This is a genomic window from Rhodopirellula europaea 6C, assembly GCF_000338295.1.
GTDB classification, from domain to species: Bacteria; Planctomycetota; Planctomycetia; order Pirellulales; family Pirellulaceae; genus Rhodopirellula; species Rhodopirellula europaea.
The window spans coordinates 1-23,030 of sequence record NZ_ANMO01000133.1; the positions used below are offsets into that span (position 1 = coordinate 1).

Genomic DNA, 23,030 nt, shown 5'->3' on the forward strand with positions numbered 1-23,030 from the left:
CCGGAGACGCCGCGTCGCTCGCCCCCGATTTAGAAGCCCCGTCGCGATGGTGGGCGTATGGCGGATGGCTGGGAAGTTTGCCCAACTCGGTCACCGAATTCGCTTGGCCGGACGAAGGTCTGATGGCTTGGTGGTCTCGCGTCGGTGGATGGGAGTTGACCGCCGCCTGGCTGGTCTCCTCGTTCGCATTTGGGATGTTCCATCCGATCACCAAACTGTACATCGTCGTCACCGCATTGATGGGTTTGTACTTTGGTGCCTTGTTGATCGTGACCGGCAATCTGCTGATCCCGATCACCGCTCACGCTCTTTATGACGCGGTTCAACTCTGGGGTGCTGGCCGAGCGGCGGAAGACACCGAAGACGTCGTCACGGATGAGGATGAGAAGTCCGACCAAAGCTGATCGACTCGGTTTGCTTTAGTTGCGACGGTGATGAAGTTGGCTGGCATTCCAGCGGCCAACCGTCCCTGAGTCGCGGATCGTCCCAAAGCGTCGGCACCGTTGGCGGTCGCCATGCGAAGCACGTCTGTTGGGTTCAAGTCAGGCCGATGCTTGAGTAGGTGCTGAACCTCGCCCCAAAGATCCAGATCAGGATTGCTGGCACGTGAATCGGTCCCGATCGCGACGTTGATTCCTGCGGCTAGCAATTCTGCAACGGGATGCTTGGAATGTTGGAAGAAATGATGCGTTCTCGGGCAGTACACGATGCTGCAGTTCGGGTGCGATTTGACTTGCTCGATTTCGGACTCGGTCAAATCATTTCCGTGCACAATCAACGCTCGAGGTGAGTCGGCGAGCAACTGAATCAGGTGCGAGATTGGATTCGCTTCCGTCCAGGGAAAGAACGCTTCGACCGGCAATCCCAGTGTTCGCAATGACTCGGCAAACGGGCCGGACCCGTTGCTCAGTAACTCCCGTTCGGCAGGTGATTCCGCGACGTGCATGGCGAGTGTCGTGTTGAGCTGCTTTGCAATTTCTACGCACCGCTCGATCAACGGCAGCGGTGTCGAGTACGGAGCATGCGGGCTGATGGCAACGACGTCGCATCGCGAATCAGGCGATGTGTTGTTGGCGAGATGTTGTTCGGCCTGCGCCATTCGTTCATCGCCTCGTTCCTGGCTGAGTCCCAGGACTTCCGCGAATGCGATCGTGTTGGGTGGGATTGTTTCCATCGGCGTGGTCACGATGTCTGCGATCAGTTGCGTGCCTGAGGCAATTGCTTCTCCGTGTCCTCTGAGAACGCTTTGTTGTCGCGTTTGGTGATCGACCATCCCTCGGGTCGTGATGACTTCGCGAATCCAGTCGGCCAATTCCATGCCGGCGTGTCCGACGGGTTTCGCAAGGTCGCTGAACTCCAGGTGCGTGTGAGCGTTGACCAAACCCGGCAGAATAGCGACGTCTCCAAGGTCGATCAGCTCTCCTTCGATCTTCGAATCCTGAAAGGATCCAATCGAAGCGATCACGCCCGAGTCAACGATCATCATCCCGTTGGGGATCGGAGCCTTATCGATGGGCATCAACCAACGCGCGCGATAAGTTTGTTTTGATGAATGATGCAAAACGAAATCAGTTCCGTGTGGATGACGAAGGAGATCGGCGGATCGATTGGGAATCGACGCAGTCGTTGCTGCCGCAGTTTTTTGACCGTCGACCTGCTGTCGTCGCTCGCCAGTTGTTGGGTTGCGGTTTCGCTCGACGAATCGAAGGAGTCTGGGTTGGGGGTTGGATCGTGGAAACTGAAGCCTACCTGTCCAGTCGCGACGCTGCGAGTCACAGTGCGCGAGGTGAGAAACCCGGGAATGCATCGATGTTCGGACGGCCGAGCACATTGTATGTCTATCCGATTCATGCCAAGCACTGCGTGAATCTGGTCGCCGAATCGGTCGGGCGCGGTTCGGCGGTTTTGATCCGGGCTCTTCAGCCGGTTTGGGGTATCGACCGAATGATCCACCATCGAGGCTTCGATCCATCGGAAACAACCGACGGCAGATCGCTGACGACGGGCCCCGGACGTTTGTGCCAATCCCTCGTGATTGACCGGTCGTGCGACGGAGTGGATCCGATTCTCGATCGGAACTGGCGTGTTTTCGCGGGGCCCAAAATTTTGCGCAGCCGTGTAACCACCACGACTCGGATCGGAATTTCCCAGTCCGCTGAATTGCCACTGCGTTTTTTCGTGGATGGGAATCGCTTCGTTAGCGGTTTGGTTCGGCAGCATCGCCGGCCTCGACGGGATTCGCTCTGACGAGAATTCGTTACACTGCCAGCGACCAATCGGGAGTCGATTCACGGCCTCGGTTGGTTTGAAACCTCCAGCTTGTCCACGACTTCGATTGCAGAATGTCCTCCAACGCCACCACCGAAGAACACGTCCTCGTCATTCCCGCGACCTTGATCGAAGCGATTGGGCACCTGGAAGGGTTTGACCGCAATGTGGACCGATTTCTGCAACCTATTCTTGCCAGCGACGAATTGTCTTATCGTCCGCGCGGTGCGATGGAGCTCGATCCAAGCTTCAAGCAATTGATTCCCTACGTGGTGATGCAGTGGACAGACCCGGCTGACGGGGAGGTCAAATGGTTTCAATACACTCGCGGTGGCGGTTCGGGTGAAAAACGTCTGCACGCCAAACGCAGCATCGGTGTCGGCGGCCACATCAGTCAGGAAGACGCCGGCGGCGAAGAAGACCCGTACACCGTCGGCATGCGTCGTGAATTAGAAGAGGAAGTCACGATTGGAGCACCCTATGTGGATCAGCGAGAAGGTTTGCTATATGACCCGAGCAACGAAGTTGGCCGAGTGCACCTAGGAGTCGTCCACCGCTTCATATTGGAACAACCGCTCGTTTCCAGCAACGAACCCGAACTCGCCGAAGGCCAGTTCGTGTCCGTGAAACAACTTCGCGAAGAACGCGAACACCTGGAAACCTGGAGCCAGCTCACATTGGACGCCCTGTTTCCTGAGTCGGTTTGAATCGAACGTTCCAAAAAAACTGCCGCCATGAGTGACTCACAGCGGCAGTTAGCTAATCTTGCAACGGAACTGAACGAGAATTGATTAGAACTCGCCGTCGATCACTTCTTTCGCAGCGCGTGAGCCAAGCGATCCCCATAGTCCGTAAGGACTGGGGCTACCCGGTGGTGGCGACCCAGCTCGGTTCGATACTTGCGGTGCATTTTTGTTACCAGCTTCAATCGAATCGGTGACGAATTTGACTGCTCCGTCTCCCATCAACACATGCACTCCACCCTGGTGTTGGCTCGAAGGAGGTGTAACGACATCGCGGTGGTCTCGGCCGTCGGAACAGAGTTCGCGGTTGGGCGATAGCACAGTGGTCATCTGCGAATATGGTGGCATATAATCATGCCAGCGAAAGCCTCGGCCCCAAACGGCCTGTTTGGTCAGCCCATCCGGCGACCAGAATTGCGGACGCTCTGGATCAACATATGGCTCGGCGTAGGACGGATCCAGTCGACACTGGTTTTTTTCGTTTGGCGCCGCGTGAGCTCCAGTGTTGGTCGGAACCGTCGTGCGTTTATCATTGTTGCCTAAATCGGTAGTGATTTCCCCGCACATAATCGTGTTGGAGAGGCCATCAAGTGTATCTCGGAATTGAACCGCTCGGCCATTAACGAACATTCCACGCTGGGCTGAATTGGATGCATTCACATGCGCCGTGTCAGCTTGGTACGGCAATGTCGCTCCAGATGCTACCTCGTCCACGTCGAGGTATGAGTCTCGGGAATAGACCGCTGAGTCTCCCATGCAAGCCGCGTAGTTTGTGCGTCCAAGTGATGGCAAGCCGCGACCTGGGTCACTTGGGCAGCGGAATGATGGTATTTCGGTAGCCCATGGTGGATACTGAACGCGGTCTGGGTGAGGCCCCATGGGTTGCCAAGGTGGATTCTTGGTGGAACCATCCGAATTCACGCTGAGAGGATTGGATATCTGTTCCCAGAGGCCCTGCTGTTCCAAAAACGGCAAGGTGCCAACCAGGAATGACAATCGCTTGTTAGACGAGATTTCGCGACCTGGATTAGTGTCCCACGGGTCTCGCCCGCCCACGGCATAGGTTCCTGATGCATGGACAGGGAGATTGTTGTAAGCCGAATGATAGTTGTGGATAGCCAGGCCGATTTGCTTGAAATTATTGCTGCAGCTCATGCGCCTGGCGGCTTCACGAGCAGCTTGTACAGCGGGCAATAAGAGGCCCACGAGCACGCCGATAATCGCAATCACGACGAGGAGTTCCACCAATGTGAAACCTCGTCTCTGTTGTCTGTTCCTGCGCATCTTTGCCTTCCTAATTTGGGTGGCGAGAAATATAGAACTGCGGTCCAGCAAGCGAATTGCCGCTGGACTGCATGGTTGTGTTGCAGGTGCTGATTGTCACTCTGCACGGATAAGTCCAGTGAAGTCGATGGTCTTTGTGATTCTCGTCCGTTCGATCGCCAAATCTGCTTTGGACTGGCAGGTATGGCATTCGAACCGGAGCGTTTGAATACAAGACGAGCGGCCAGATAATGCTGGCTGCTCGTTTCCGTCTCATCGCTACTTCGTTCCTTCATATCCTTCTGACATTGCGTCGGCCTCCGCGAGTGCGGCTTCGTATTCCGCCAACTTTTCCGCGTCCGTGTTGTCGACAATGTTGCTGTTGCTCCCAGAGTCGCATCCGAGTGGTGCGACGAACAAGCAAAACATTCCGAAGGTAAGCATCCAGGTCTTCATTAATTCATCCAATGGTAAGAAATTAGTCAAAACAAAAGGAAAAACTGCACTCCCTTCGAAAACGAAAGGAATGCAGTTGAAAGGTCAGTCATATTGCAAAAGTGCGAAATCAGAATTCGCCGTCAATCACTTCCTTCGCTGAACGCGATCCGAGGGCTCCCCAAATACCGTATGGGCTTTTACTTCCGGCGGCAGGTGAGCCAGCGCGGTCCGACACCTGAGGTGCGTTCTTGTTGCCTGCTTCGATTGAATCGGTAATGAACTTGACAGCACCATCACCCATCAAAACGTGAACACCGCCTTGGTGGCGACTTGAAGGTGGCGACACCACATCGCGGTGGTCGGTTCCTTCTGAACAAAGTTGTGCGTTGGGGGCCAAGATCGTCGTCATCTGGCTGTACGGAGGCATGTAATCGTGCCAACGGTAGCCACGTCCCCACACCACTTGCTTCGTTACCGCACTGGTCCAAAACTGAGGGCGTTCTGGATCAATGTAGGGTTCAGCATAAGACGGATTGAGTCGACACTGATTCTTTTCGTTTGGTGCAGCGTGCGCGCCTACGTTGGTGGCAACTGTGGTTCGTTTGTCATTGTCACCAAGGTCAGTGGCAATTTCGCCGCACATGATTGTGTTGGACAAGCCGTCCAGTGTGTCGCGAAACTTCATGTGACGTCCTGTGACAAACATCCCTCGGTGTGATGCGCTGGACGCAGAGGCATGAGCAGTGTCTGAGATGTACGGTAGCCTGCCGCCTTCACTCACTTCGTCGACGTCAAGGTACGAGTCGCGAGAGTAGACAGCCGAGTCACCATGGCAAGCGGCGTAGTTCGTTCGTCCGAGCGACGGCAAACCGGAGCCCGGATCGCTTGGGCATCGCAATGTTGGAAGTTCGGTCGCCCATGGTGGATATTGCACCCGGTCGGGGTGAGGTCCCATGGCCTGCCAAGCTGGACTTCGAACGGTTCCGTCCGAGTTGATGCTCAAGGGGTTCGAGATCTGCTCCCAAAGGCCCTGTTGTTCCAGGAATGGCAACATGCCAACTAGGTACGACAGACGGTAGTTGGAGGAGACGTCTCCATTTGGGTTGCCATCCCAAGGATCACGTCCGCCGACGGCATACGTTCCTGAACCCTGCACTGGCAGGTTGTTGTAAGCTGAGTGGTAGTTGTGAGCAGCCAAGCCAATTTGCTTGAAATTATTACTGCAACTCATCCGACGGGCTGCTTCACGGGCGGCCTGCACTGCGGGAAGCAATAATCCGACGAGCACGCCGATGATTGCGATGACCACAAGCAATTCCACCAAGGTGAAACCGCGAGACGGCGAGAAACGTTTGTGCATCAGTACCTCAATTGAGTCTTAAATGAACCTCTTTGCCCGTAATAGCCAAACTCGACATGAGATCTGGGCGGGCTGCAACTTGGGCGTTTCGGTGCGTTGGACCGCGTCTTTCATCTTCGATTGCGACGAATTCCGAGTCTTATCTCCGATTATCGGTTCCGAAATCCACGAAAAAAGCTCCAAGTCCATTGATTAACACACGCTCAAAATGAAAGTATCGCGATAAATTGAAATACCAAGATTATTTCCAATCGGATGGGTGGATGCCGACGCTGGCGAGAGGCTGCCGTCGCTCGTTATGGTGCTGTTGGCGGTTGAGGGGATCAGAAGCAACGTTCGCGGAAACCGGATAGAGATTCTGGTTTTCCTCCTATTGCAAAATCTGCAATTCAATTACTCTTCTGGGCCACAGAAGTCGGCGGCGTGCAAATTGACGTCGCGAATCGGCTTTTCTGCGACAGGTCTTCAGTGTGATCCGCTCGGTATCGACCCGAGTGGCTACCCAGTCCGTTGAGCGTCTTGATTGATCGCTTGAGACGGATTCTTTCTGGTGAATGAGAAGCGGCGTCGTGGTTGTGTCGGAATGCAAAGGTTCGAGAGTCCAGGAGGACTGAATTGAACCGCAGACAACCAGGTACAGGGCTCTGAACGAGTCCTCTGGTTTGGCATTCCATCCTTACCAATTCTGCCGCGACCATGACCGCCTGCGATACGCAGCGTGAGTGCGGCTACCTTTTTAACCGCACGAGTTTTTTGATGTCTGATCATCCCGCTTCTAACGAAACGTTGGTCGATCCCACGTCCGAGTCGAATTCGCAAGAACAAGCGCAGGACACATTTGAAATGTCGACAACCGAGTCGGTTGTTGATCCAACGGCACAGTGGGCAGCTCACTATGCCAACCCAGTGATTGACCCAAGCGAAATTCCATCGCCGGCTGTCGACGAATCTTTGCTGTTCTACCAAGCCGACTGCACCGATGAAGCTGCCGACGTGGCGGTCGAGACGCAACCAGAACCAGTCGCTGAGCAGGTTATCTCGGAAGTGAACGCCGTGGCCGCTCCTGAAGTGCCCGCTGAGCCCGCACAGGTTGTTCCCGAGCAGTCCGCACCCGAAGAGCAACCAGTCGAACCCAATCCAGTCGCTCCGCCAGTCGAAATGGTTGCTGAGCTTGTGAGCGAACCGGCACCGGCCAAAGAATTAGCTCCCTCTTCGAAGCCTGAAGTGATCGCCGAAGCACAGCCAGTCGCTCAACCAGAGTCAGCTGTCCAACCTGAGCCAGTTGTGAGCGAAGAGCCTGTCTCACAACGAGTGGTTGCGGAGCAAGCTGAACCCGTTCGCGAACAACCCGCCAAGTCCGCTCAAGATCAATCAGCCCAAGCGGCTGAGCCAGCGAAGGCGGCTCCGGAATCGAACGAACCGGCGGAGCCTTTGTTCCGAGACCTGGATCTGCGAGAAGAAGTTCAAAAAGCGGTTGCCGCATCGGGATACGACAAACCAACTCCGATCCAAGCCGAAATCATTCCATATATGTTGGATGGTCGCGACGTTCTTGCTCAGTCACAAACTGGCACCGGCAAAACAGCAGCCTTCGCGTTGCCGATCTTGTCGCGAGTCGATGTTCGCAACCGTCGCCCGCAAGTCCTGGTGCTGGCACCGACTCGTGAATTGGCGATCCAAGTGGCTCGATCATTCACCAAGTACGGTGCTGATCTGAGTGGTTTTCAGGTCGCTGCTATCTACGGCGGTCAAGACTACGAACCCCAACTGAAGCAGCTCCGTCGTGGCGTTCAAGTCGTTGTCGGAACACCCGGCCGAGTGATCGATCACGTCAAACGCGGTACCTTGGACCTCGGTTCGCTCGATTGCCTCGTGCTCGACGAAGCCGATGAAATGCTCAACATGGGATTCTTGGAGGACGTTCAGTTTGTCCTCGAAAAGACGCCAGAAGGACGTCAGGTAGCGTTGTTCTCGGCAACGTTGCCAAAGCCAATTCGCAAGATCGCTGACGAGTACCTGAACGACCCAGCTCGGATCACGATCAAATCAAAAACGATCACCGCTGCTTCAGTTCGCCAGCGTGCGTTGTTTGTTTCGCCTCGCGACAAGATTGACGCGTTGACTCGTATCCTGGAAGTGGAAGAAACCGATGGAGTGATTGTCTTCACCAAGACAAAGGACTCCACGCTGAGCGTTGCCGAAAAACTGAGCCAGCAAGGGTTTTCCGCCATCGCTCTAAACGGCGACATGCCACAAAAAGTTCGCGAGCGGACAATCGACCAACTGAAACGCGGGCAACTCGACGTTTTGGTTGCGACTGATGTGGCGGCTCGAGGTTTGGACGTGCCACGGATCAGTCACGTGTTCAACTTTGATTTGCCGCACGACAGCGAATCGTATGTGCACCGCATCGGTCGTACCGGCCGGGCAGGACGCAGCGGGCAAGCGATCATCTTCTTGACCAACGCTCAGCGTCGTCAGCTTCGCTTCATTGAGAACACGACCAAGCAGCCTATCGAAATCATCGATATTCCAACGGTTGCCGACATCAACGAGGCTCGCGTGCGGCGTTTCAAGCAACGCATCACTGATGTTTCCGCTGATCAAGACCTGACCATCTACAAGGACATGATCGCTCAATATGCCGAAGAATCCGGCAAACCGATGGAGATGATCGCAGCCGCATTGGCCGAAATGAGCCAGAACGGACGTCCGTTCTTGTTGAAGGAACGTCCGAAGAAGCAACGCGAACGTTCCGAGCGAGATAATTCTCGTGGGCGTGATTCGTTCGGTTCGAACGATCGCGGTAACCGTGGATCCTTCGGTGATGATCGACCTCGTCGCCCCAAAGGTCGTCCACTCACACCCGTCAAAGAAGGCATGACTCGCTATCGCCTCGATGTTGGTTGGCAAGACGGAGTCAAACCCGGCAACATTGTTGGTGCGGTTGCCAATGAAGCTGGTATCGATGGCGAATACATCGGGCCAATCAACATTCGCGATTCGCACACCTTGATCGACCTGCCCGAAGGCATGCCCTCGGACATCTATCAAACGCTTCGCAAGACTTGGGTTGCCGGCAAACGGTTGAACCTTGAAGAAGCCGGTGACGTCGTCGATGACTTCGAAGGCGATGGCCGTCGCGGTAACTTCCGCAAGGAAGGTTTCCGCAAAGGCAAGTTCTCCGGCAACGGTGGTTCGGGCGGCAAGAGCTTCAGTGGCGGAAAGCGTTCGTTCGGCAACAAGTCTCGCAACAACGGAAGCACCGCACCAACCGCGAAACGTGGCAAGAAGAAGTTCAAACCTTCTTGATCCACGACGCCGCTTCGCGAAGCCCCGCGGCGGCATCGTTGACCGGCCAATACTCCAGCCCAACGTGGCCGGAGTAGCCGGTGTCGGCGATCGCCGCGAAGATGGACGGGTAATGCAATTCGCCTCGATCGAGTTCATGCCGACCGGGGTTGCCGGCGGCATGACAGTGAGCGATCGCATCAACGTTCTTCGTCAAATTGGCGATCACATGGCCTTCGCTGATCTGCTGGTGATAGATGTCAAACGTCACCTTCACGTTGGGACTGTTGACCTCTTGGATGATTGAGAACGCTTCGTCACTGCGGACCAAGTAGTAGCCAGCATGATCGATCAGCTCGTTGAGAGGTTCGATTGCCAGCACAACGCCGGAATCTTCCAGCATTGGTGCGGCTTCTTTCAAACCCGCCACCATGCAATCTCGTTGCTCGGCCCGGTCGACACCCGGTCGCGCATCGCCGACTTGCGAGATCAGCACGGGGCAATTCAGTTGCCCGGCCGCGGTGATGGATTCCTTCAAGCCAGCCAGGTATTCAGCTCGCACGTCGGGATCCACCAGACTGATGAACTTCGTGCAGACGGCGGCGACTTGAAGCTGCAACTCTTCGCGTGCTTGATTGATAGCGTCCAGGTCTTTGTCCCACCACTTCCAAAATTCGAAGGCGGGATAGCCACACTCAGCGACCAGCTTCATCGCATCAACGGTGGACAGGTTTTCGAGAACAGCGTCGACGCAGACAGAAGCTTTCAATCGAGCGGGTGAATTCATGGAGGCGAGTTGCTTTCAACTTCGTGGTAGAGTTCGGCGAGCGGGACCAAGATTTTCTCGAGGTGGTCCGCCCATTGGTTGTCAGGAAACGCGGCGGGATCAGAAAGCCGTTGCATACGAAGCGTATCCAGCTGGTCTTCCAATTCATCGCGGCGTTTGAGTTGATCGTCGGTCCAATTCAATGAGTTGGCAACCGGGGCGATCGTCATTCGGCCCGCCTGTTTCCCATCGAGCTTTGCCAACTGTTCCGGTGTGAGTACTTTCCTGCGAAGGTCGTCCGCCTTCGTGCCCAAGCCATCGCCGTTGTCATCCATCAACGCGTGTTCCGTCGCGATCCGGTCTTCCGTTTCGTAGAAAAGCTCGACATCCTTGCTGGCTCTGACAAACGCTTCGCGAATCGAAACAGCGTCATCGTGATCGAGATCGGAATCAATCGCCGCAAGAGCTTCTGCGAAGTACTGGCCGAACCTCGCGAAATTTTGTTCGTTGCCGCTCTTGGTTGCGGTGACGATGATTCGGTTGGGGCCGGACAATGCGTTGATGAACGGACCGCTCGATGAAGCGTTGTTGACGACCACAACGGGACGCTTGAAACCGGCCAACCAGTTCTTCATTTGGCCCGCGGAAACATCCGGACCTCGCAGGTTGAACTTGGCGACGCTACGGGCAAAGGTTCCGTGACCAATGAGCGAAATCCAAAGCGGTCGAGGGGAATCCGTTTCCAAATCTTGCAAGGCTTGCTCCAGCAATTGCAAATCACTCTGTTCGTTGTTCGAAGACGCCTCGCCAATTCGAATCGTGTTCAGCTTTGCCGTTTTCCCAAGTTTCGTCCACGTGTCGGACCACTCACGGAAGACGGGCTCATACGATTCTTCGCCCGCCGCGCCGACAACGACAATCAAATCGCCGCGAATGAGTTCGCTTTCTTTTGAATCAGCCGATTCGGGTTGTTGGCTTGCTTCGGATGAGGCGGTTACTTCGGCTGACGATGTGTCTTGTCCCCAGCCCAAAGTTGACGTGGGCAAGCACAATGCGGTCGCAATGCCAAGTTTGGCCCAGTGTTTTCCACGAAGCATATTTGATCGGTTGCTCATGCGAGTCCCTTCCATCTTCGAAGTCCCCATTCGCCGCACAGGCAGGCCATCGCGAGTAGCATCACCCATGTTTGGTGCCAAAGAGGATAGACCCAAGTCTCGGTCACCGGTATTTCTCGATTGGGAAGGTCGCTGACAAAGTCACCCAGGTTCGACACTCGCAGGACTTCACCACCGGTGGATTCAGCCAAGTTGTCCAGCCAGCTTATGTTCCACGACAATCGCTGGGTTTCTTCCATGCCGGGATCGCTGACCCAGCCGCCTTCGTCGTTTCCGATGAAGCTTTGGTCGGCTGCTTTCGCATCGGCTGAAACCGTGAACCGACCGGAGTCACGCGAGACAAACGTTGCGGCGTAGGTTCCAAGTTCGTTTGCATCGGGACGAGCGGTAAGCGGGATTGAAACGCCATCTTCACCAGTCACGTTGAGCGTCACCGTTGCATTTTCCATCGGCAGATACGATTCGTCTCGCACCAAGACTCGCAGGTTGGTGGATCCGGTCGAGCCATCTGGTTCGATGGTCAGTTCCACGCGGCGAGGGACTTCGCCCACCAACCAACGTGCCATTTGACGCCATGCCTGAGCAGGATCGTCGCTGACTTCGCTCGTGTTGTCGTATTGGTTTTTCCGCATCGACCATCGCCAGTAGTCGCCGATTGGCATGGCCGCCGTTCGGCCCTTTCCGAATCGCTGGGTGATGAATGCGGGTGCGGGGCGGCCAGAACTTGTTTCCAATTGAGCCAGTTCGATGGCTCCGGGTTTGATGTCGCCGACTTCATGAGTCACGCGGAAAGGTGGCATCTTCGACAGTCGCAGCTTTTCAGCGGCTTCCGTCTCGCGTAGTCGTTGCCAAGGCTGCAGCATGCCTTCGCGGGTGATGGACCATTTGCCACCGGGAGCTGGTCGGTCGGACCGATTGCGTGGTGCGTAGACGGGGGACAGTTCGCCCAGAGGTGTCTTCCCGAAGGAATCATCGTTGAATGATTCTTGGCCGCCCAACATCAGCAACCCGCCGCCTCGCAGACTCACGAATTGTCGCAGAAGCAACATTTGATCTTGTGTGAAAAACTCTGGTTCGATGTCGTCCAGAATGATTCCGTGATAGGCGAACAATTCCTCCGACGTTTCGGGAAATCCTTGGCTGAGCTCTTCGGATTCTTTGACGCCCAATCGGATCATGACCGCTTCATCGTATTGCTCTCGGGTCTCTTCCTCGTCCTCGCCCAAGCCAGCGAACAACGGATTGCTGCTGTTGACGCCTTTGTCACGGAAACTGAATTTTGGCTCCTTGTCCGCGATTCGAAGCAGTCCCACGAGTTGCGTTTCAGCGTCGCTCTGCAGTGCACGCCGAAGGAATTTGAATTCCCAGTTGGGACGTCCGGCCAGGTAAAGGATTCGGAACGGGCCACGCCGAGGTTGAACGTCGATCCAACGTTGGTTGTTTCGCAACGTGGCTTCATCGCCCGAAGACCCTTCCAGCCACGCGCTGCCTTCGTCGATTTGAGAACGGATGGATTTACGTTGAGACGGAGTGAAGGCCAACACTCGATAGAATTGGGTTCCTGATTGTTCGGGGCGGAAACGAAACGTAACCGATTGCAGTTCGCCTTCCTTTTCAATCGTGACGGTCTTCTCTTCGACGGAAGTCCCTGATGCGTTGAGCAACTGAACGACTACCTCTTGGTCTTTCAGTCCAGTCGCCATCACATCAGCGCGAACGGTCATCGGCGACGTCTCAAAATCGCTTTGAGTCACGCTGACTCGTTCCAATCGCAAGTCGGTCGGTGTGGTCGGAGCATCCGGCAGCACGGGGAAGATCGGGAACGGGAAATCGGTGCTGGCGATTTGTTCCACCGAGGGATCGGTGAGATTGCCGTCGCTGAACAGCAACGCACCAGCCACAGGACGTCCTTTCAGTCGTTGCGACAGAGCATCGATTGATGTTTGCATGGATGATTGCATGCCATTGAACTCGATCGTGTCGATGTCGGCCAAGCGGCTCAATCGTGAATCTGCACCGAACAAGCGGACGTCAAAAGTCTGTTCCAATTGAACTCGCCAGTCGGAGTCGGCGGCCAATGTGTTGGCAAAGTTCTGGCCTCGTGAAAGCTCTTCGTCCGCGTCTTGAAGCTGCATGCTCTGGCTGGTGTCAACCAAGATCGGAAACAAGTTGGCCTGCGGTCGAGGACGTTCGCCTCGCCACATTGGCTGAAGCAAACACAGCAGCATCAATGCAACCGCGATCAGCTTCAGCGTTGCCGCGAGCACGCGAATTGGGGTGGATGCGCGAGATCGGGTGTAGGACCAGCCAATCGCAGCGGCGAGCACGACCGCGAGGATCGCGGCGGGGACGATCCACTCCGGTGCACCCCACACCAAATGCTGGGTCCAGTTGTCAGATGAATCCAAAGCGTCGTTCAAAGCCCGCTCCCGATTCGTTCGTAGTAACGTCGCACGGCTTCGGAGTATTGATCCGGAACCGGATCACGATCGATCGGAACGAGCGATTGTTTCTTGGCACTGCGACGCATGTATTCTTCGGCGAGATCGCGTTTGAGTTCTCGCATCGGCTCAACAATCATTTCCTCGACCAAATCCCATTGAGGCGGTTTGGATTCGCGGCGAATCTCTTCACGCATGTCGCGGGCTCGTTCCCGAATCCGTGTGGCTCGAGAACGCAGTTCGGGATCGGAAACCATCTGTTCGATGTCTCTCAAACCATCGGACCATTCACGAAACCCTTCGCCGGTCAGCGGTGAAGTGAAGTTGCTGGGAGAGGACGATGGAGCTTCGGCGGCCGTCGGATTGGCACCGCCGGATTGACCCGCGGTGGGCGACATGGAGGGAGACTGTGACTGGCCTTCTTGTGGTTGGCCTTGCTGCGGTTGTGAGGCGGGGCGAAGACCGGGAGGTCCTTGCGGACGCTCGGTGGATTCTTGCGGTTCGGTGTTCTCGGATGGTTCACCTGGAGTCGGCTCGGACGAAGATTCTCCATCTTGAGCTTGTCCGCCCTGCCCTGCCCCACCCTGCCCCGGCGAGGTGGACTGGGAAGGCGAATTTGATGGTTGGCCACCTTCCGATTCGCCAGGCGATTGCTCTCCTGGTGATTGGTTGCTTGGTGTTTCTGAGTTACTTGCTTCTCCACCGGCAGTTGGCTCGCCTGGCTCTTGTTCATCCTGCGGCTGACCGGGGCCACCTCGGCCCGGTTGGCCTTCCTCGCTGGTTTGTTGTTGTCCGGGTTGTTGCTGGCCGGATTGCCCTGGCTCTTGACCTTGGCCTGGCTGGTTCTCAGCGCGTTGTCCCTGCTGGGGTTCTTCTTCTCCGGGCTGGCGTTCCGATGGCTCTGAGGTTCCGCCCTGCCCTTCCCCGTTGGGATCATCCCCGCGTGCTTGCTGGATTTCGTCTTCCACGGCGGATTCCAATTGCTCGGCCAAATTCGCCGCGCGTTGCAAGCCTTCCGCTTCGTTGCCCAGCACGCTTTCGGCGGCGGATTCGATTTTCTCGCTCAATTCCTCGATCGCTTCGCCCGCTTGTCCCGCCATTTGCTGAGACTGCGCATCAAAGCCACGCTGGAGAAGTTGGCTGGCGGCATCGAGTCGTTCTTGCGTCCGGCGTTGTTGTGTTTCGCGAAACGCGTCGTACAAGTTTTGCGCGAGCAACGACTCGGACTCTTCGGCTTCTTGGACGACCTCTTCGATGTCCTCCATCAATTCACCCAGTGACTCACGCTGCGCGGTCAGAGCGTCCTTGAGTTCTTCGCGGTTGCCGCTGGATCGCAAACCGGGCGATTCGCTGGGAGCGTCCATCTCCGACAACTGTTCCTCGAGTTCCTCTTGTTCCGTGTTCAATTCGCGAGCGCGGTCCCGCATTGACTGCATCGCTTCGTTGAACTGGCCGGCGGCCTGTTCGCGAATTTCTTCGCGGACGGATTCGAGTTCGCGCTCGGCACGTTTGCCGCTGGACAAAGCCGTAGCCGCATCTTGCTGTTCCATCGCTTCGCCAGCCTCGCGAATGTTTTCACGTGTCTGTTCGAGTTGTTCGCTGGCTTCCTGCATGTTGGATGCGTTCTCGGGTGAGTTCATGCGTTCCATCAGTTCATCAGTTTGACGAAGCATGTCCTGCTGTTGCTCGCGAAGACGTTCGAGTTGCCGGCGGAGTTCTTCCTTTTCTTCTTCGTCGTCCGCCAATTGCATCGCGGATTGAAGCTGAGCCAGTTCCTCATTGAGGTCTTGTTGGCGACGGGCGAGTTCACTCAACCGGCTAAGGACTTGACGCGTCTCACGTTGAGCTTGCTGCTCCGGCGTCATCTGAGCTTGCTGCTGCGTTTCGTAGCGGTCCTCTTCTTGGTCCAGTTCCAATTCGTCGAGTTGTTGTTGTTTGCTTTGTTGTCCCGCGGAGCCTTGGCTGGGTTGCTGCTGTTGTGAACGCGTGACTTCGAATTCACTGGCTCGCATCCGAAGCAGACCGGCGTAAGCGGATTGTTCCGCGACCACGGCAGCAGACAATGGTTCACGGTCGCTTGTCTCGATCGCTCTGTTCAATTCCGTAACGGCGGACTGCATCGATCGTCGGACGTTGGCTGCATGCTGCTTGGCTTCGTCTTCGGTGAGCTCTTGAGCCAGTTCGTCCAATTGAGCGATGAGGTCTTGTTGCGAGTCAGCGATCACACGAACGTCCGCTGTCGTTTGCTCGTTCCAGCGAACGGTCGATTGCAGTAGTTTCCAGGTGGCCTGGATGATTTGCTTTTGCGTTTCAATCAGCTCTTCGGCTTGTTGTTCTTGTTCGCTTGGCTCAGACGGTTCGGAAGGTTGGCTGGCTTGGGGATCGCCCTCACGAAAGATATCTTCGAAACGTCGGACTTCGGCAAAGTACAGATCACTCTGTGTGCGACGGACTTCGGTCTCAGAGGATTCACCAGCGACCTTGTCCTCGGCCCAAAAGGAATACGACAGCAGATCGTCGGGTTTGGCCTCGAGCGATTCCATGTCGACCATGTGCTGGATCGTTTGCTTTTGATTGGCAGCGATGTTTTCGGCCAACACAATGTCCTGCGGCGGTTTGCCGGCGAACGTCAGCGAAACGCCCGCGCGGGAGAGCCCGTGGTCGTCTCGGACTTCCGCGGCGATGAGAAACTCTTCCAATGCCGAGACGGAGACGTCGCCGCCAACCGTGGGGCGAATCTTTGCCGACTGATTGGGCAGCATTCGGACAATGAACTGAGTCGATAGCTGATTCGACCGGTCTTTGTCGTCCTTCAGTTCCACGTCGAATCGTTGGCTTTCCTCCACTTGGATTGCGACCGACCACCACAAAGGACGCTCAGTATCTTGGGTCAACTCCAACGGAGATGCGTCTTCGTAGTGCTCTTCGTTTTTCTTGTATGGCTTGGGCAAGAGTCGGGCTGACGTGATTGGTTTGTTGACTCGAACCCACCATGTGACTTCGCTGCCCTTGGCCACCGAGACTCGCACGGTGTCTTCGATGCGGCGGTTCTCGAGCCCGGTGAACTCGGGGTAGTCGATCTCTGCATCGCTTCGCGTGACGGCCGGATATTCGAACACTTCGACCCGGTATTCTTCGCTTGACCAGTGAGGCAGTGCGACTCGGTAGGTGAAGGACTCATCGACTTCAGGAACCAAACCGCCCCAGATCGGGTCAGCCATGCTTCGCCGCATTGGCAGTCGTGCAACACGCGGTTCAGCTTGGTCCTCTGCGATCGTTTCGGCGTCTGTCGCATTCGCGACTGGTTGATTGTCGATTGCCGTGAGGACGAGTTCGGGTTCCACCGCGGATTGACGATCGATCCAATCGGCTTGGAATTCCGCCGTCACCAATAAGTTCGTGCCGCGTTCAATTTCGGTGCTGCCGGGTTGGATCACCACGTCAGGTTTGGGTAGCACAACGGATGACGCTTTGGCCGATGAGTCTGGTTCGGCCAGGAGAAAGAAAGCCGCCAAGGTGAGCGTCGCCAGCGTTCCCGACAATCCAAACAGTCGGTTGACCCACAGCCAACGTGACGACACGACATCTGGCCAATCGTTGCGACGGGCGTGTTCGCGTGCCTCTCGCATCACACGTTGATTCAGATAGTTGTCGGGCTGCTTGGCAACCGAATCATCGACGGCGGTGATCAGACGCTGGTCCAGATCCGGGTATCGGTTTTCGATCTTTCGAGCGACGGATTGGACGTTTCGAATGCGCAAGCGAGCGGCAATCAAGCAAACCAACATCGCGATCACCAACGTCGACACGATCGCGACAGACGTGGAAAGCGATGAGGTCGAGAGCGTCATCGACGATAGGAATGCAAACGTTCGCTGTGTCCACACCAGCCAAAGGAGGACGATCAGCGCGATGGCCCACGCCAGCCAGCCGAGTGATTGCCAAAAACGCAGTCGTCGCATTCGACGGATCACGGGATCGATGCAATCAAGCAATTCGTTTCGCATAGCGTCCTCCCCAGAGGGTTTCGATCACCAACATTCCAATCGCAGCGAGCAACAACCATTGCCACAAACGTTGGTTGCTTTCCAATTCGCGATCTCGAAGTTGCAGAGTCGCTTGAGTCAGTTTTTCTGCCGTGGCGGCTTCACCCAGTCCGATGCCCAAACGTTCGAGCGTGTCTTCGTCCATCGCGTCGGTTTGGCTCTCGGACTCGGCCAGGTTGCTCGCGAATGTGATGAGTTCTTCGCCCGGCATTTTTAATTGATGAACGCCGGGACGATCGATGAAGTCAGCGTCAGAGGCTTGTTCGTAAGGCGATGACGCACCGTCCGAGCGAACCAGTTCAGCATCTTCGGTTGGCGGCCACGGAAGCGGCGTTCCCACCACGTGTCCGGCCACGTACCTCGCCGTTCCTTCGTTGCCAGAGAACATCTGAGCGATCAACGGAATGAACTTGGTCGACAACGCCAATTGGCTCGACGATGGTTGCCAACCCGTAGTCAGCAACCAAACGTTGCCTGATTGGGCCAGTGCCGGAGCTCCTGAATCGAACGTTGCCAGGATGTTCCAACCGGCTTCTTCGAGTCCGGAAACGTTTTGGTAATTCCAAAATTGGATTTTGCTGAAATCGTTGAATTGTGGGTCTGCCATCGACGCGAATAGGGGCGATGAGAAATCAACTCGCGACCACATGGCGTAGTCGTCGACGGATGCTTCTTTGGCAGAGAGCGACTTGTCGTTGGTGATGGTTTCAATGCAGGCCAATACATCGGACGCATCGTCGGAAGCATCCATCACGAACAACACCCGGCCACCCGCTTCCGTGTAGGTTTGAATCGCGTTCGTGAACGCATCGTTGTTGGCGACGTCGCTGACCACAACCAACGGGCATTCACGCGGATCCAAGTCCGTTGGCAACTGAGCGACCGTGACGGTTTCCATCGAGACCGTTCGGGTTGCGTTGTCCAGAGGAACGCGTTCCAGATAATAAAACAAACTTTCGCGAGGATCGTCTGGAGTGCCGCCGACATGTAGCAGTCGATACGAGCGTTTCTCGGGAGCGACCCAGTGGATGGTGTTGTCAAAGGGCGAGTTGTCACCGGACAGCACCATCGCGGTGACTGAATCCGCCGGTTGATCGAGACGGACAATCTGGGTCGCGTCGGCTTCGACCTGAATCGTCTGATTGTCACTCGCGTCCTTCCATTGCAACTTCAGATCGAACTGGGAAGCGAGTTTGGAATTAACGACACGGACCGGCAGTTTACGATTGGCATCGGAGGCGGATGATTCTTGCAAGTTCTCCAGGGTTTGATCATTCATCATGATCGCGGTGGCATTGCCTTGTTCTTTCGGCACCACACGCCGGATGTCCAAGGTGACTTGTTCCGGCCAGGTGTTTTGCTGCAGTGCCTCGATTTTGGATCCGTCTTGCAGATCGGAAATCAAAACGATGCTGGCGGGACCGGGTAGCTGCCCTCGTGTGATCGCTTCACCATCGGCTGATCCGTCTTCACCCGGCGTCCGTGACTCGGTTGGCCACTGTGCCCAATCGGCGGCTTCGCGAAGCGCGGATCCGAGATCGGTGGCTCGCCATGTGGGTTGGATTTCCGTGAGAGCTTGCAGAGCGAGAGCGTTTTGGCGTTCATCGGACGTTGCCGCGAGCGACGTTTCCCAGATGCGATCGACTTTGTTGTCGAAGACAAACACCGCGAATTGATCTTGCGCCGAAAGGTCGGTGAGGACCGCTTCAGCCTTTTTGATCGCTTGTTCCCACAGGTCTTCTCGTTGCATGCTGGCACTGCGGTCAACCAACACCGCGATTCGCCGGACGGGTGTGTTATTGAACTGGTCGTCGGCACCACGCAGAAACGGTCGAGCAAAGGCGGCAGCCAACAATAGCAACGACAGTGCTCGAAGGAGCAGCAATGGCCACTGGTCCAAGCGGCTGCGACGGGTCAGTCGCGGCGGGACTTCTCGCAGGAACATCACCGAGCTGAATGGCACGGCGCCCTTGGGATGCTGCCGAATCAGGTGGAACAGGATTGGCGCGGCGACGGCCAGTGCACCGGCCAGGAAAAACGGGGCGAGCATGCTCATCCGGAGGTTCCTCCTGAACTCAGCATGCCTGATCGACTAGCACCTACCGCTCGCCTTTGATGAGCGGAAACGAAATCAGACAACGCTTCCTGCAGCGGTCGATCGGTCGTGCTGGTGTAGATCGCGGCTCCGACGGCGTTGCAAATCGATTCGATCTGCTCGGCGTGTTCTTGGAAGGCGGACTGATAGGCTTTGCGAGTCGCATCGGGATCAACTTGGATCTTGCGTCCCGTTTCCATGTCCACCATGACCTTGGATTCGTCCACCGAAAGATTCACTTCGTTTGGATCCAGAATTCTCAGCACGATCACTTCATGTTGTCGCGAACGCAGCAGTGCGAGTGAACGTTGCAGGTCCTCGGTCGGCGATAGCATGTCGCTGATCAGCACCACCAAACCGCGGCGGCGCGTGATTGCGGCAATTTGAGAGATCGGTCCGTTGACGTCGGTTCCGGATCCCGAGGTTGGGCGAGCCAAGCAGGCGAGGATCTGACGCAGGTGGCCGGCTCGACTGCGAGCCGGAACAACATCCGCGATCGCTTCGTCGAACGTCATCAGTCCAACATGGTCGCGTTGCAAGGTAAGGAAGTAAGCAAGTGTCGCAGCCAACGTTCTCGCGTATTCCATTTTGGTGTATTCGAGCGACCCGTAACCCATCGACTGGCTTTGGTCGACCAACAAGTAGCAGCGTCGGTTGGTTTCGTCCTCGAACTTCTTGATGTAATAGCGGTCCGTGCGAGCGAACAGTTTCCAGTCCAGTCCTCGTGGATCATCACCAGGCGAATAGGCTCGGTATTCGCTGAATTCGACCGAGGCCCCGTGAAGAGGACTTCGGTGCAGTCCGCCAAAGAAACCTTCCACGACGAGCTTGGATCGTAGTTGCAGGTTCTTGATCCGCATCAGCGCATGCGGGTCCATGGAGGCAGCGGTTTCACCGGTGCCGTCCGCCGACGAAGCGGTCGCTCGCGAGGGCTTGGATAAGTTGCCCTGGAAAGTGCCCGTGCTGCCGTTGGTAGCTTTGCCCGACGAGCGAGATTGACGTTGAAACCAGCTCAAATCAGACTTCCGTGGGGATTTCTTGAAGAAGTCGTGTGACCAAGTTCTCAACGTTGAAACCTTCGGCCTCGGCTCGATAACTCAGCAGGACTCGGTGTCGAAGCGTTGGGTGAGCAAGAGCCTGGATGTCTTCGGTTCGGACGTGAGCGTGGCCGTTGAGCAATGCTCTCGCCTTGGCACCGAGCACCAATGTTTGGGCGGCCCGCAGACCCGCACCCCAGGAAGCGTATTGGTTAACGAAGTCTGGCGTTCCATCACGACCAGGCCGAGTCGCGGCGACCAAACGCACGGCGTAAGCGGCGATTGATTCCGCGATCGGAACGCGTCGAACCGCGGCGTGGAATCTCGCGACGTCTTCGCCGGTGAAGATCGGCTCGATCGGTTCCGGCTTGGTCGACGTGGTTTGCATGACCACGGCCAACTCGTCCTTGGGCGGCAAGTAGTCGATCAAAACATTGAACAAGAAACGATCGAGTTGGGCTTCGGGAAGCGGGTAGGTGCCTTCCATCTCAATCGGGTTTTGCGTCGCCAAGACGAAGAACGGTTCTTCCAGTTCAAAACGTTGGCCGCCCGCGGTGACTTGATGTTCCTGCATCGCCTCGAGCAGCGCGGCTTGTGTCTTGGGCGGTGTTCGGTTGATCTCATCGGCCAAGATCACGTTGGCGAAGATCGGTCCTTTGACGAACTGCAGTTGCCGGTGACCATCGGCGGATTGTTCCAGGATCTCAGTCCCGGTGATGTCGGCTGGCATCAAGTCGGGGGTGAACTGAATTCGTTGGAAATTCAAATGAAAGATTTTCGCGACGCTGCTGACCAGCAAAGTTTTTGCGAGCCCCGGTGCACCGGTGATCAAGCAGTGGCCGCCGGCGAACAAACAGATCAGAAGTTGCTCGATGACTTCTTCTTGGCCGATGATGACCTTGGATAGTTCTCGGACAATTCGCTCTCGTCCGTCGCGAATTTGCTCCACCACTTGGGCTTCGTCTTCGTGGGTCATGGTATCCGTTGTCATGAAGTGCAATCGGGTTGGAGGAGCGTCGGAACCGTCGGTGGTTGATACAAAGGAATGACTCAGTGGGTCATCGCATAGGTCACGATGTTGATGCCCATCGGATAGGCTTTCTTGACCGAGAACTCATCGAAGTACCATTGGTCTTCGCCTTCTCGTTCCCAGCCGTCGCCCAAGTCGGTGTTGTGGCAGATGAAAACCATGATGCGGTCTTCGTCATCGGTGATGGCGCGATAGTGAGGGACACTGGTGTCGCTTCCGTCACGCGACCATTCCCACGAACCGACACTGCCATCGGCGCGGCGTCTGGCGGAGTTGATCGCGGGGACCTGAGGTTTTTCTTTGAGTGGGTAAACGATTTGAAAGATCTCGTGTTCCAGAGGGACCTCAAATGGATCGCGATCGGGGAACACGCGTTTGAGTTCGCTCCGCATGTTTTCGTATTGGGAGTCGCCCCAGAAGTCATCCACCATCAGGAAGCCACCGTTGAGGCAATACTTGCGGAGTGCTTTCACTTCTTCGTCAGAGAAGACGAGACCACCGGGTTCGATGATGTAGATGAATGGGTAGTCGAACAGTTCTTCGTCGGTCAGTCGCAGGACAACCGGATCCGGATTGACCTTCATGGAGGTGAGTTGTTGCAATCGAAGTGAGAAGTTGAGATCACTGTCGGGATAGTCGGTCCAGCAGCCTCCGCCACCTCGCCCACGTCCGCCGTAGGAATCGTATTCGATTCGAACGAACGTGAAGCAGTCCTTGGGGAATCGCGGATCGACTTCCCAAGTCGGGACACCATTGCGGTCGGCGGGAAGAGATCGGTTGCGGCGCCCCCAGTAACCTCGTTGGGCAAACGCAGCCCCGCCCATCAAGACAATCAACGCGGCCAAAATCCAGCGACGATGGCCGAACGGTTTGTGAGAAAAGGTTAGAGGGGTGGATTGCTGGCGGGTTTGCGTCTTGTCACCGACCGTGAACGCAGTTGTCACCTCTCCCCCAATTTCATTGGGGGAGAGGTCGAGCACGCCCTTCAGGCGTTGCTCGGGTGAGGGGGCGTCCGAGCGACATGGGACGTTCTGTGGCGTAGCGATTTCGACCGCCATGTGATCCGCCCCCTCACCCGGACGACGGCTGAACGCCGCGTCCGATCTCTCCCCCGACGATGGTCGGGGGAGAGGTGAA

16 protein-coding genes are annotated in these 23,030 nt (G+C 56.2%); 4 read left to right on the forward strand and 12 right to left on the reverse strand.

Annotated elements, in window-relative coordinates; genetic code table 11:
- Positions 1 to 404: CPBP family intramembrane glutamic endopeptidase (locus RE6C_RS14730; protein ID WP_008657738.1), on the forward strand; the 404-nt coding region annotated here is incomplete at its 5' end.
- On the opposite strand, the gene RE6C_RS14735 is transcribed toward RE6C_RS14730, so the two are convergent.
- Entirely contained in the window at positions 323 to 1,519 is a 1,197-nt protein-coding gene (locus tag RE6C_RS14735) for an amidohydrolase family protein (protein ID WP_039962142.1), read from the reverse strand. The two genes, RE6C_RS14730 and RE6C_RS14735, sit on opposite strands and share 82 nt — an antisense overlap.
- 29 nt (positions 1,520 to 1,548) lie before the next feature.
- Between RE6C_RS14735 and RE6C_RS14740 the strand changes: the two genes are divergently transcribed.
- Together RE6C_RS14740 and RE6C_RS14745 are read left to right on the forward strand one after the other, a co-directional pair.
- Positions 1,549 to 2,247 carry a DNA-3-methyladenine glycosylase gene (locus RE6C_RS14740; protein WP_008657740.1) on the forward strand — a complete coding sequence of 233 codons (699 nt, stop codon included), beginning with the start codon at positions 1,549 to 1,551 and terminating at the stop codon, positions 2,245 to 2,247.
- A 95-nt stretch (positions 2,248 to 2,342) separates the two neighbouring features.
- Positions 2,343 to 2,975: a hypothetical protein gene (locus RE6C_RS14745; protein ID WP_008657741.1), complete on the forward strand. Its 633-nt coding sequence runs from the start codon at positions 2,343 to 2,345 to the stop codon at positions 2,973 to 2,975.
- Between the two features lie 84 nt (positions 2,976 to 3,059).
- On the opposite strand, the gene RE6C_RS14750 is transcribed toward RE6C_RS14745, so the two are convergent.
- The 3 genes from RE6C_RS14750 to RE6C_RS14760 form a co-directional block, all read right to left on the reverse strand.
- A complete protein-coding gene (locus RE6C_RS14750; protein WP_008657742.1) occupies positions 3,060 to 4,295 on the reverse strand; it encodes a DUF1559 domain-containing protein in 1,236 nt (411 codons plus the stop codon).
- 258 nt (positions 4,296 to 4,553) lie between these two features.
- Positions 4,554 to 4,730: a hypothetical protein gene (locus tag RE6C_RS14755; RefSeq protein ID WP_236618224.1), complete on the reverse strand. Its 177-nt coding sequence runs from the start codon at positions 4,728 to 4,730 to the stop codon at positions 4,554 to 4,556.
- Positions 4,731 to 4,839: 109 nt separating this feature from the next.
- A complete protein-coding gene (locus tag RE6C_RS14760) occupies positions 4,840 to 6,072 on the reverse strand; it encodes a DUF1559 domain-containing protein (RefSeq protein ID WP_008657744.1) in 1,233 nt (410 codons plus the stop codon).
- A gap of 756 nt (positions 6,073 to 6,828) precedes the next feature.
- Here RE6C_RS14760 and RE6C_RS14775 point away from each other — a divergent pair.
- Positions 6,829 to 9,384 (forward strand): DEAD/DEAH box helicase, encoded by a 2,556-nt coding sequence (locus RE6C_RS14775; protein WP_008657745.1) that lies wholly within the window; start codon positions 6,829 to 6,831, stop codon positions 9,382 to 9,384.
- On the opposite strand, the gene RE6C_RS14780 is transcribed toward RE6C_RS14775, so the two are convergent.
- The 8 genes from RE6C_RS14780 to RE6C_RS14815 form a co-directional block, all read right to left on the reverse strand.
- Positions 9,371 to 10,150 (reverse strand): hydroxypyruvate isomerase family protein, encoded by a 780-nt coding sequence (locus RE6C_RS14780; protein WP_008657746.1) that lies wholly within the window; start codon positions 10,148 to 10,150, stop codon positions 9,371 to 9,373. The two genes, RE6C_RS14775 and RE6C_RS14780, sit on opposite strands and share 14 nt — an antisense overlap.
- Complete coding sequence (locus RE6C_RS14785; RefSeq protein WP_144054776.1) at positions 10,147 to 11,244, reverse strand: hypothetical protein; 1,098 nt, start codon at positions 11,242 to 11,244, stop codon at positions 10,147 to 10,149. The genes RE6C_RS14780 and RE6C_RS14785 overlap by 4 nt, the downstream gene beginning before the upstream one ends.
- The gene (locus tag RE6C_RS14790) at positions 11,241 to 13,664 is read right to left on the reverse strand and encodes an Ig-like domain-containing protein (protein WP_008657748.1); all 2,424 of its coding nucleotides are present in this window, start codon (positions 13,662 to 13,664) and stop codon (positions 11,241 to 11,243) included. Before RE6C_RS14790 ends, RE6C_RS14785 begins: the two co-directional genes overlap by 4 nt.
- Positions 13,661 to 17,692, reverse strand: a complete 4,032-nt coding sequence (locus RE6C_RS14795) for a membrane protein (protein ID WP_008657749.1) — start codon at positions 17,690 to 17,692, stop codon at positions 13,661 to 13,663. Before RE6C_RS14795 ends, RE6C_RS14790 begins: the two co-directional genes overlap by 4 nt.
- A complete protein-coding gene (locus tag RE6C_RS14800; protein ID WP_008657750.1) occupies positions 17,673 to 19,787 on the reverse strand; it encodes a BatA domain-containing protein in 2,115 nt (704 codons plus the stop codon). Before RE6C_RS14800 ends, RE6C_RS14795 begins: the two co-directional genes overlap by 20 nt.
- On the reverse strand, positions 19,784 to 20,842 hold the full coding sequence (locus RE6C_RS14805; protein WP_039962136.1) for a DUF58 domain-containing protein: 1,059 nt from the start codon (positions 20,840 to 20,842) through the stop codon (positions 19,784 to 19,786). Before RE6C_RS14805 ends, RE6C_RS14800 begins: the two co-directional genes overlap by 4 nt.
- Position 20,843: 1 nt before the next feature.
- On the reverse strand, positions 20,844 to 21,839 hold the full coding sequence (locus RE6C_RS14810; RefSeq protein ID WP_008657753.1) for an AAA family ATPase: 996 nt from the start codon (positions 21,837 to 21,839) through the stop codon (positions 20,844 to 20,846).
- 74 nt (positions 21,840 to 21,913) lie between these two features.
- Positions 21,914 to 22,951: a DUF4159 domain-containing protein gene (locus tag RE6C_RS14815; RefSeq protein ID WP_008657755.1), complete on the reverse strand. Its 1,038-nt coding sequence runs from the start codon at positions 22,949 to 22,951 to the stop codon at positions 21,914 to 21,916.
- Between the last annotated feature and the right edge of the window lie 79 nt (positions 22,952 to 23,030).

What these genes read in the sequence shown, in the direction of transcription:
- RE6C_RS14740 (WP_008657740.1), top strand. Translation starts at nt 1,549, where the DNA reads ATGAATGATGCAAAACGAAATCAGTTCCGTGTGGATGACGAAGGAGAT.
- RE6C_RS14735 (WP_039962142.1), bottom strand. Translation starts at nt 1,519, where the DNA reads ATGCCCATCGATAAGGCTCCGATCCCCAACGGGATGATGATCGTTGAC.
- RE6C_RS14775 (WP_008657745.1), top strand. Translation starts at nt 6,829, where the DNA reads ATGTCTGATCATCCCGCTTCTAACGAAACGTTGGTCGATCCCACGTCC.
- RE6C_RS14755 (WP_236618224.1), bottom strand. Translation starts at nt 4,730, where the DNA reads ATGAAGACCTGGATGCTTACCTTCGGAATGTTTTGCTTGTTCGTCGCA.
- RE6C_RS14785 (WP_144054776.1), bottom strand. Translation starts at nt 11,244, where the DNA reads ATGAGCAACCGATCAAATATGCTTCGTGGAAAACACTGGGCCAAACTT.
- RE6C_RS14800 (WP_008657750.1), bottom strand. Translation starts at nt 19,787, where the DNA reads ATGAGCATGCTCGCCCCGTTTTTCCTGGCCGGTGCACTGGCCGTCGCC.
- RE6C_RS14815 (WP_008657755.1), bottom strand. Translation starts at nt 22,951, where the DNA reads ATGGCGGTCGAAATCGCTACGCCACAGAACGTCCCATGTCGCTCGGAC.
- RE6C_RS14750 (WP_008657742.1), bottom strand. Translation starts at nt 4,295, where the DNA reads ATGCGCAGGAACAGACAACAGAGACGAGGTTTCACATTGGTGGAACTC.
- RE6C_RS14760 (WP_008657744.1), bottom strand. Translation starts at nt 6,072, where the DNA reads ATGCACAAACGTTTCTCGCCGTCTCGCGGTTTCACCTTGGTGGAATTG.
- RE6C_RS14745 (WP_008657741.1), top strand. Translation starts at nt 2,343, where the DNA reads ATGTCCTCCAACGCCACCACCGAAGAACACGTCCTCGTCATTCCCGCG.
- RE6C_RS14795 (WP_008657749.1), bottom strand. Translation starts at nt 17,692, where the DNA reads ATGCGAAACGAATTGCTTGATTGCATCGATCCCGTGATCCGTCGAATG.
- RE6C_RS14780 (WP_008657746.1), bottom strand. Translation starts at nt 10,150, where the DNA reads ATGAATTCACCCGCTCGATTGAAAGCTTCTGTCTGCGTCGACGCTGTT.
- RE6C_RS14810 (WP_008657753.1), bottom strand. Translation starts at nt 21,839, where the DNA reads ATGACCCACGAAGACGAAGCCCAAGTGGTGGAGCAAATTCGCGACGGA.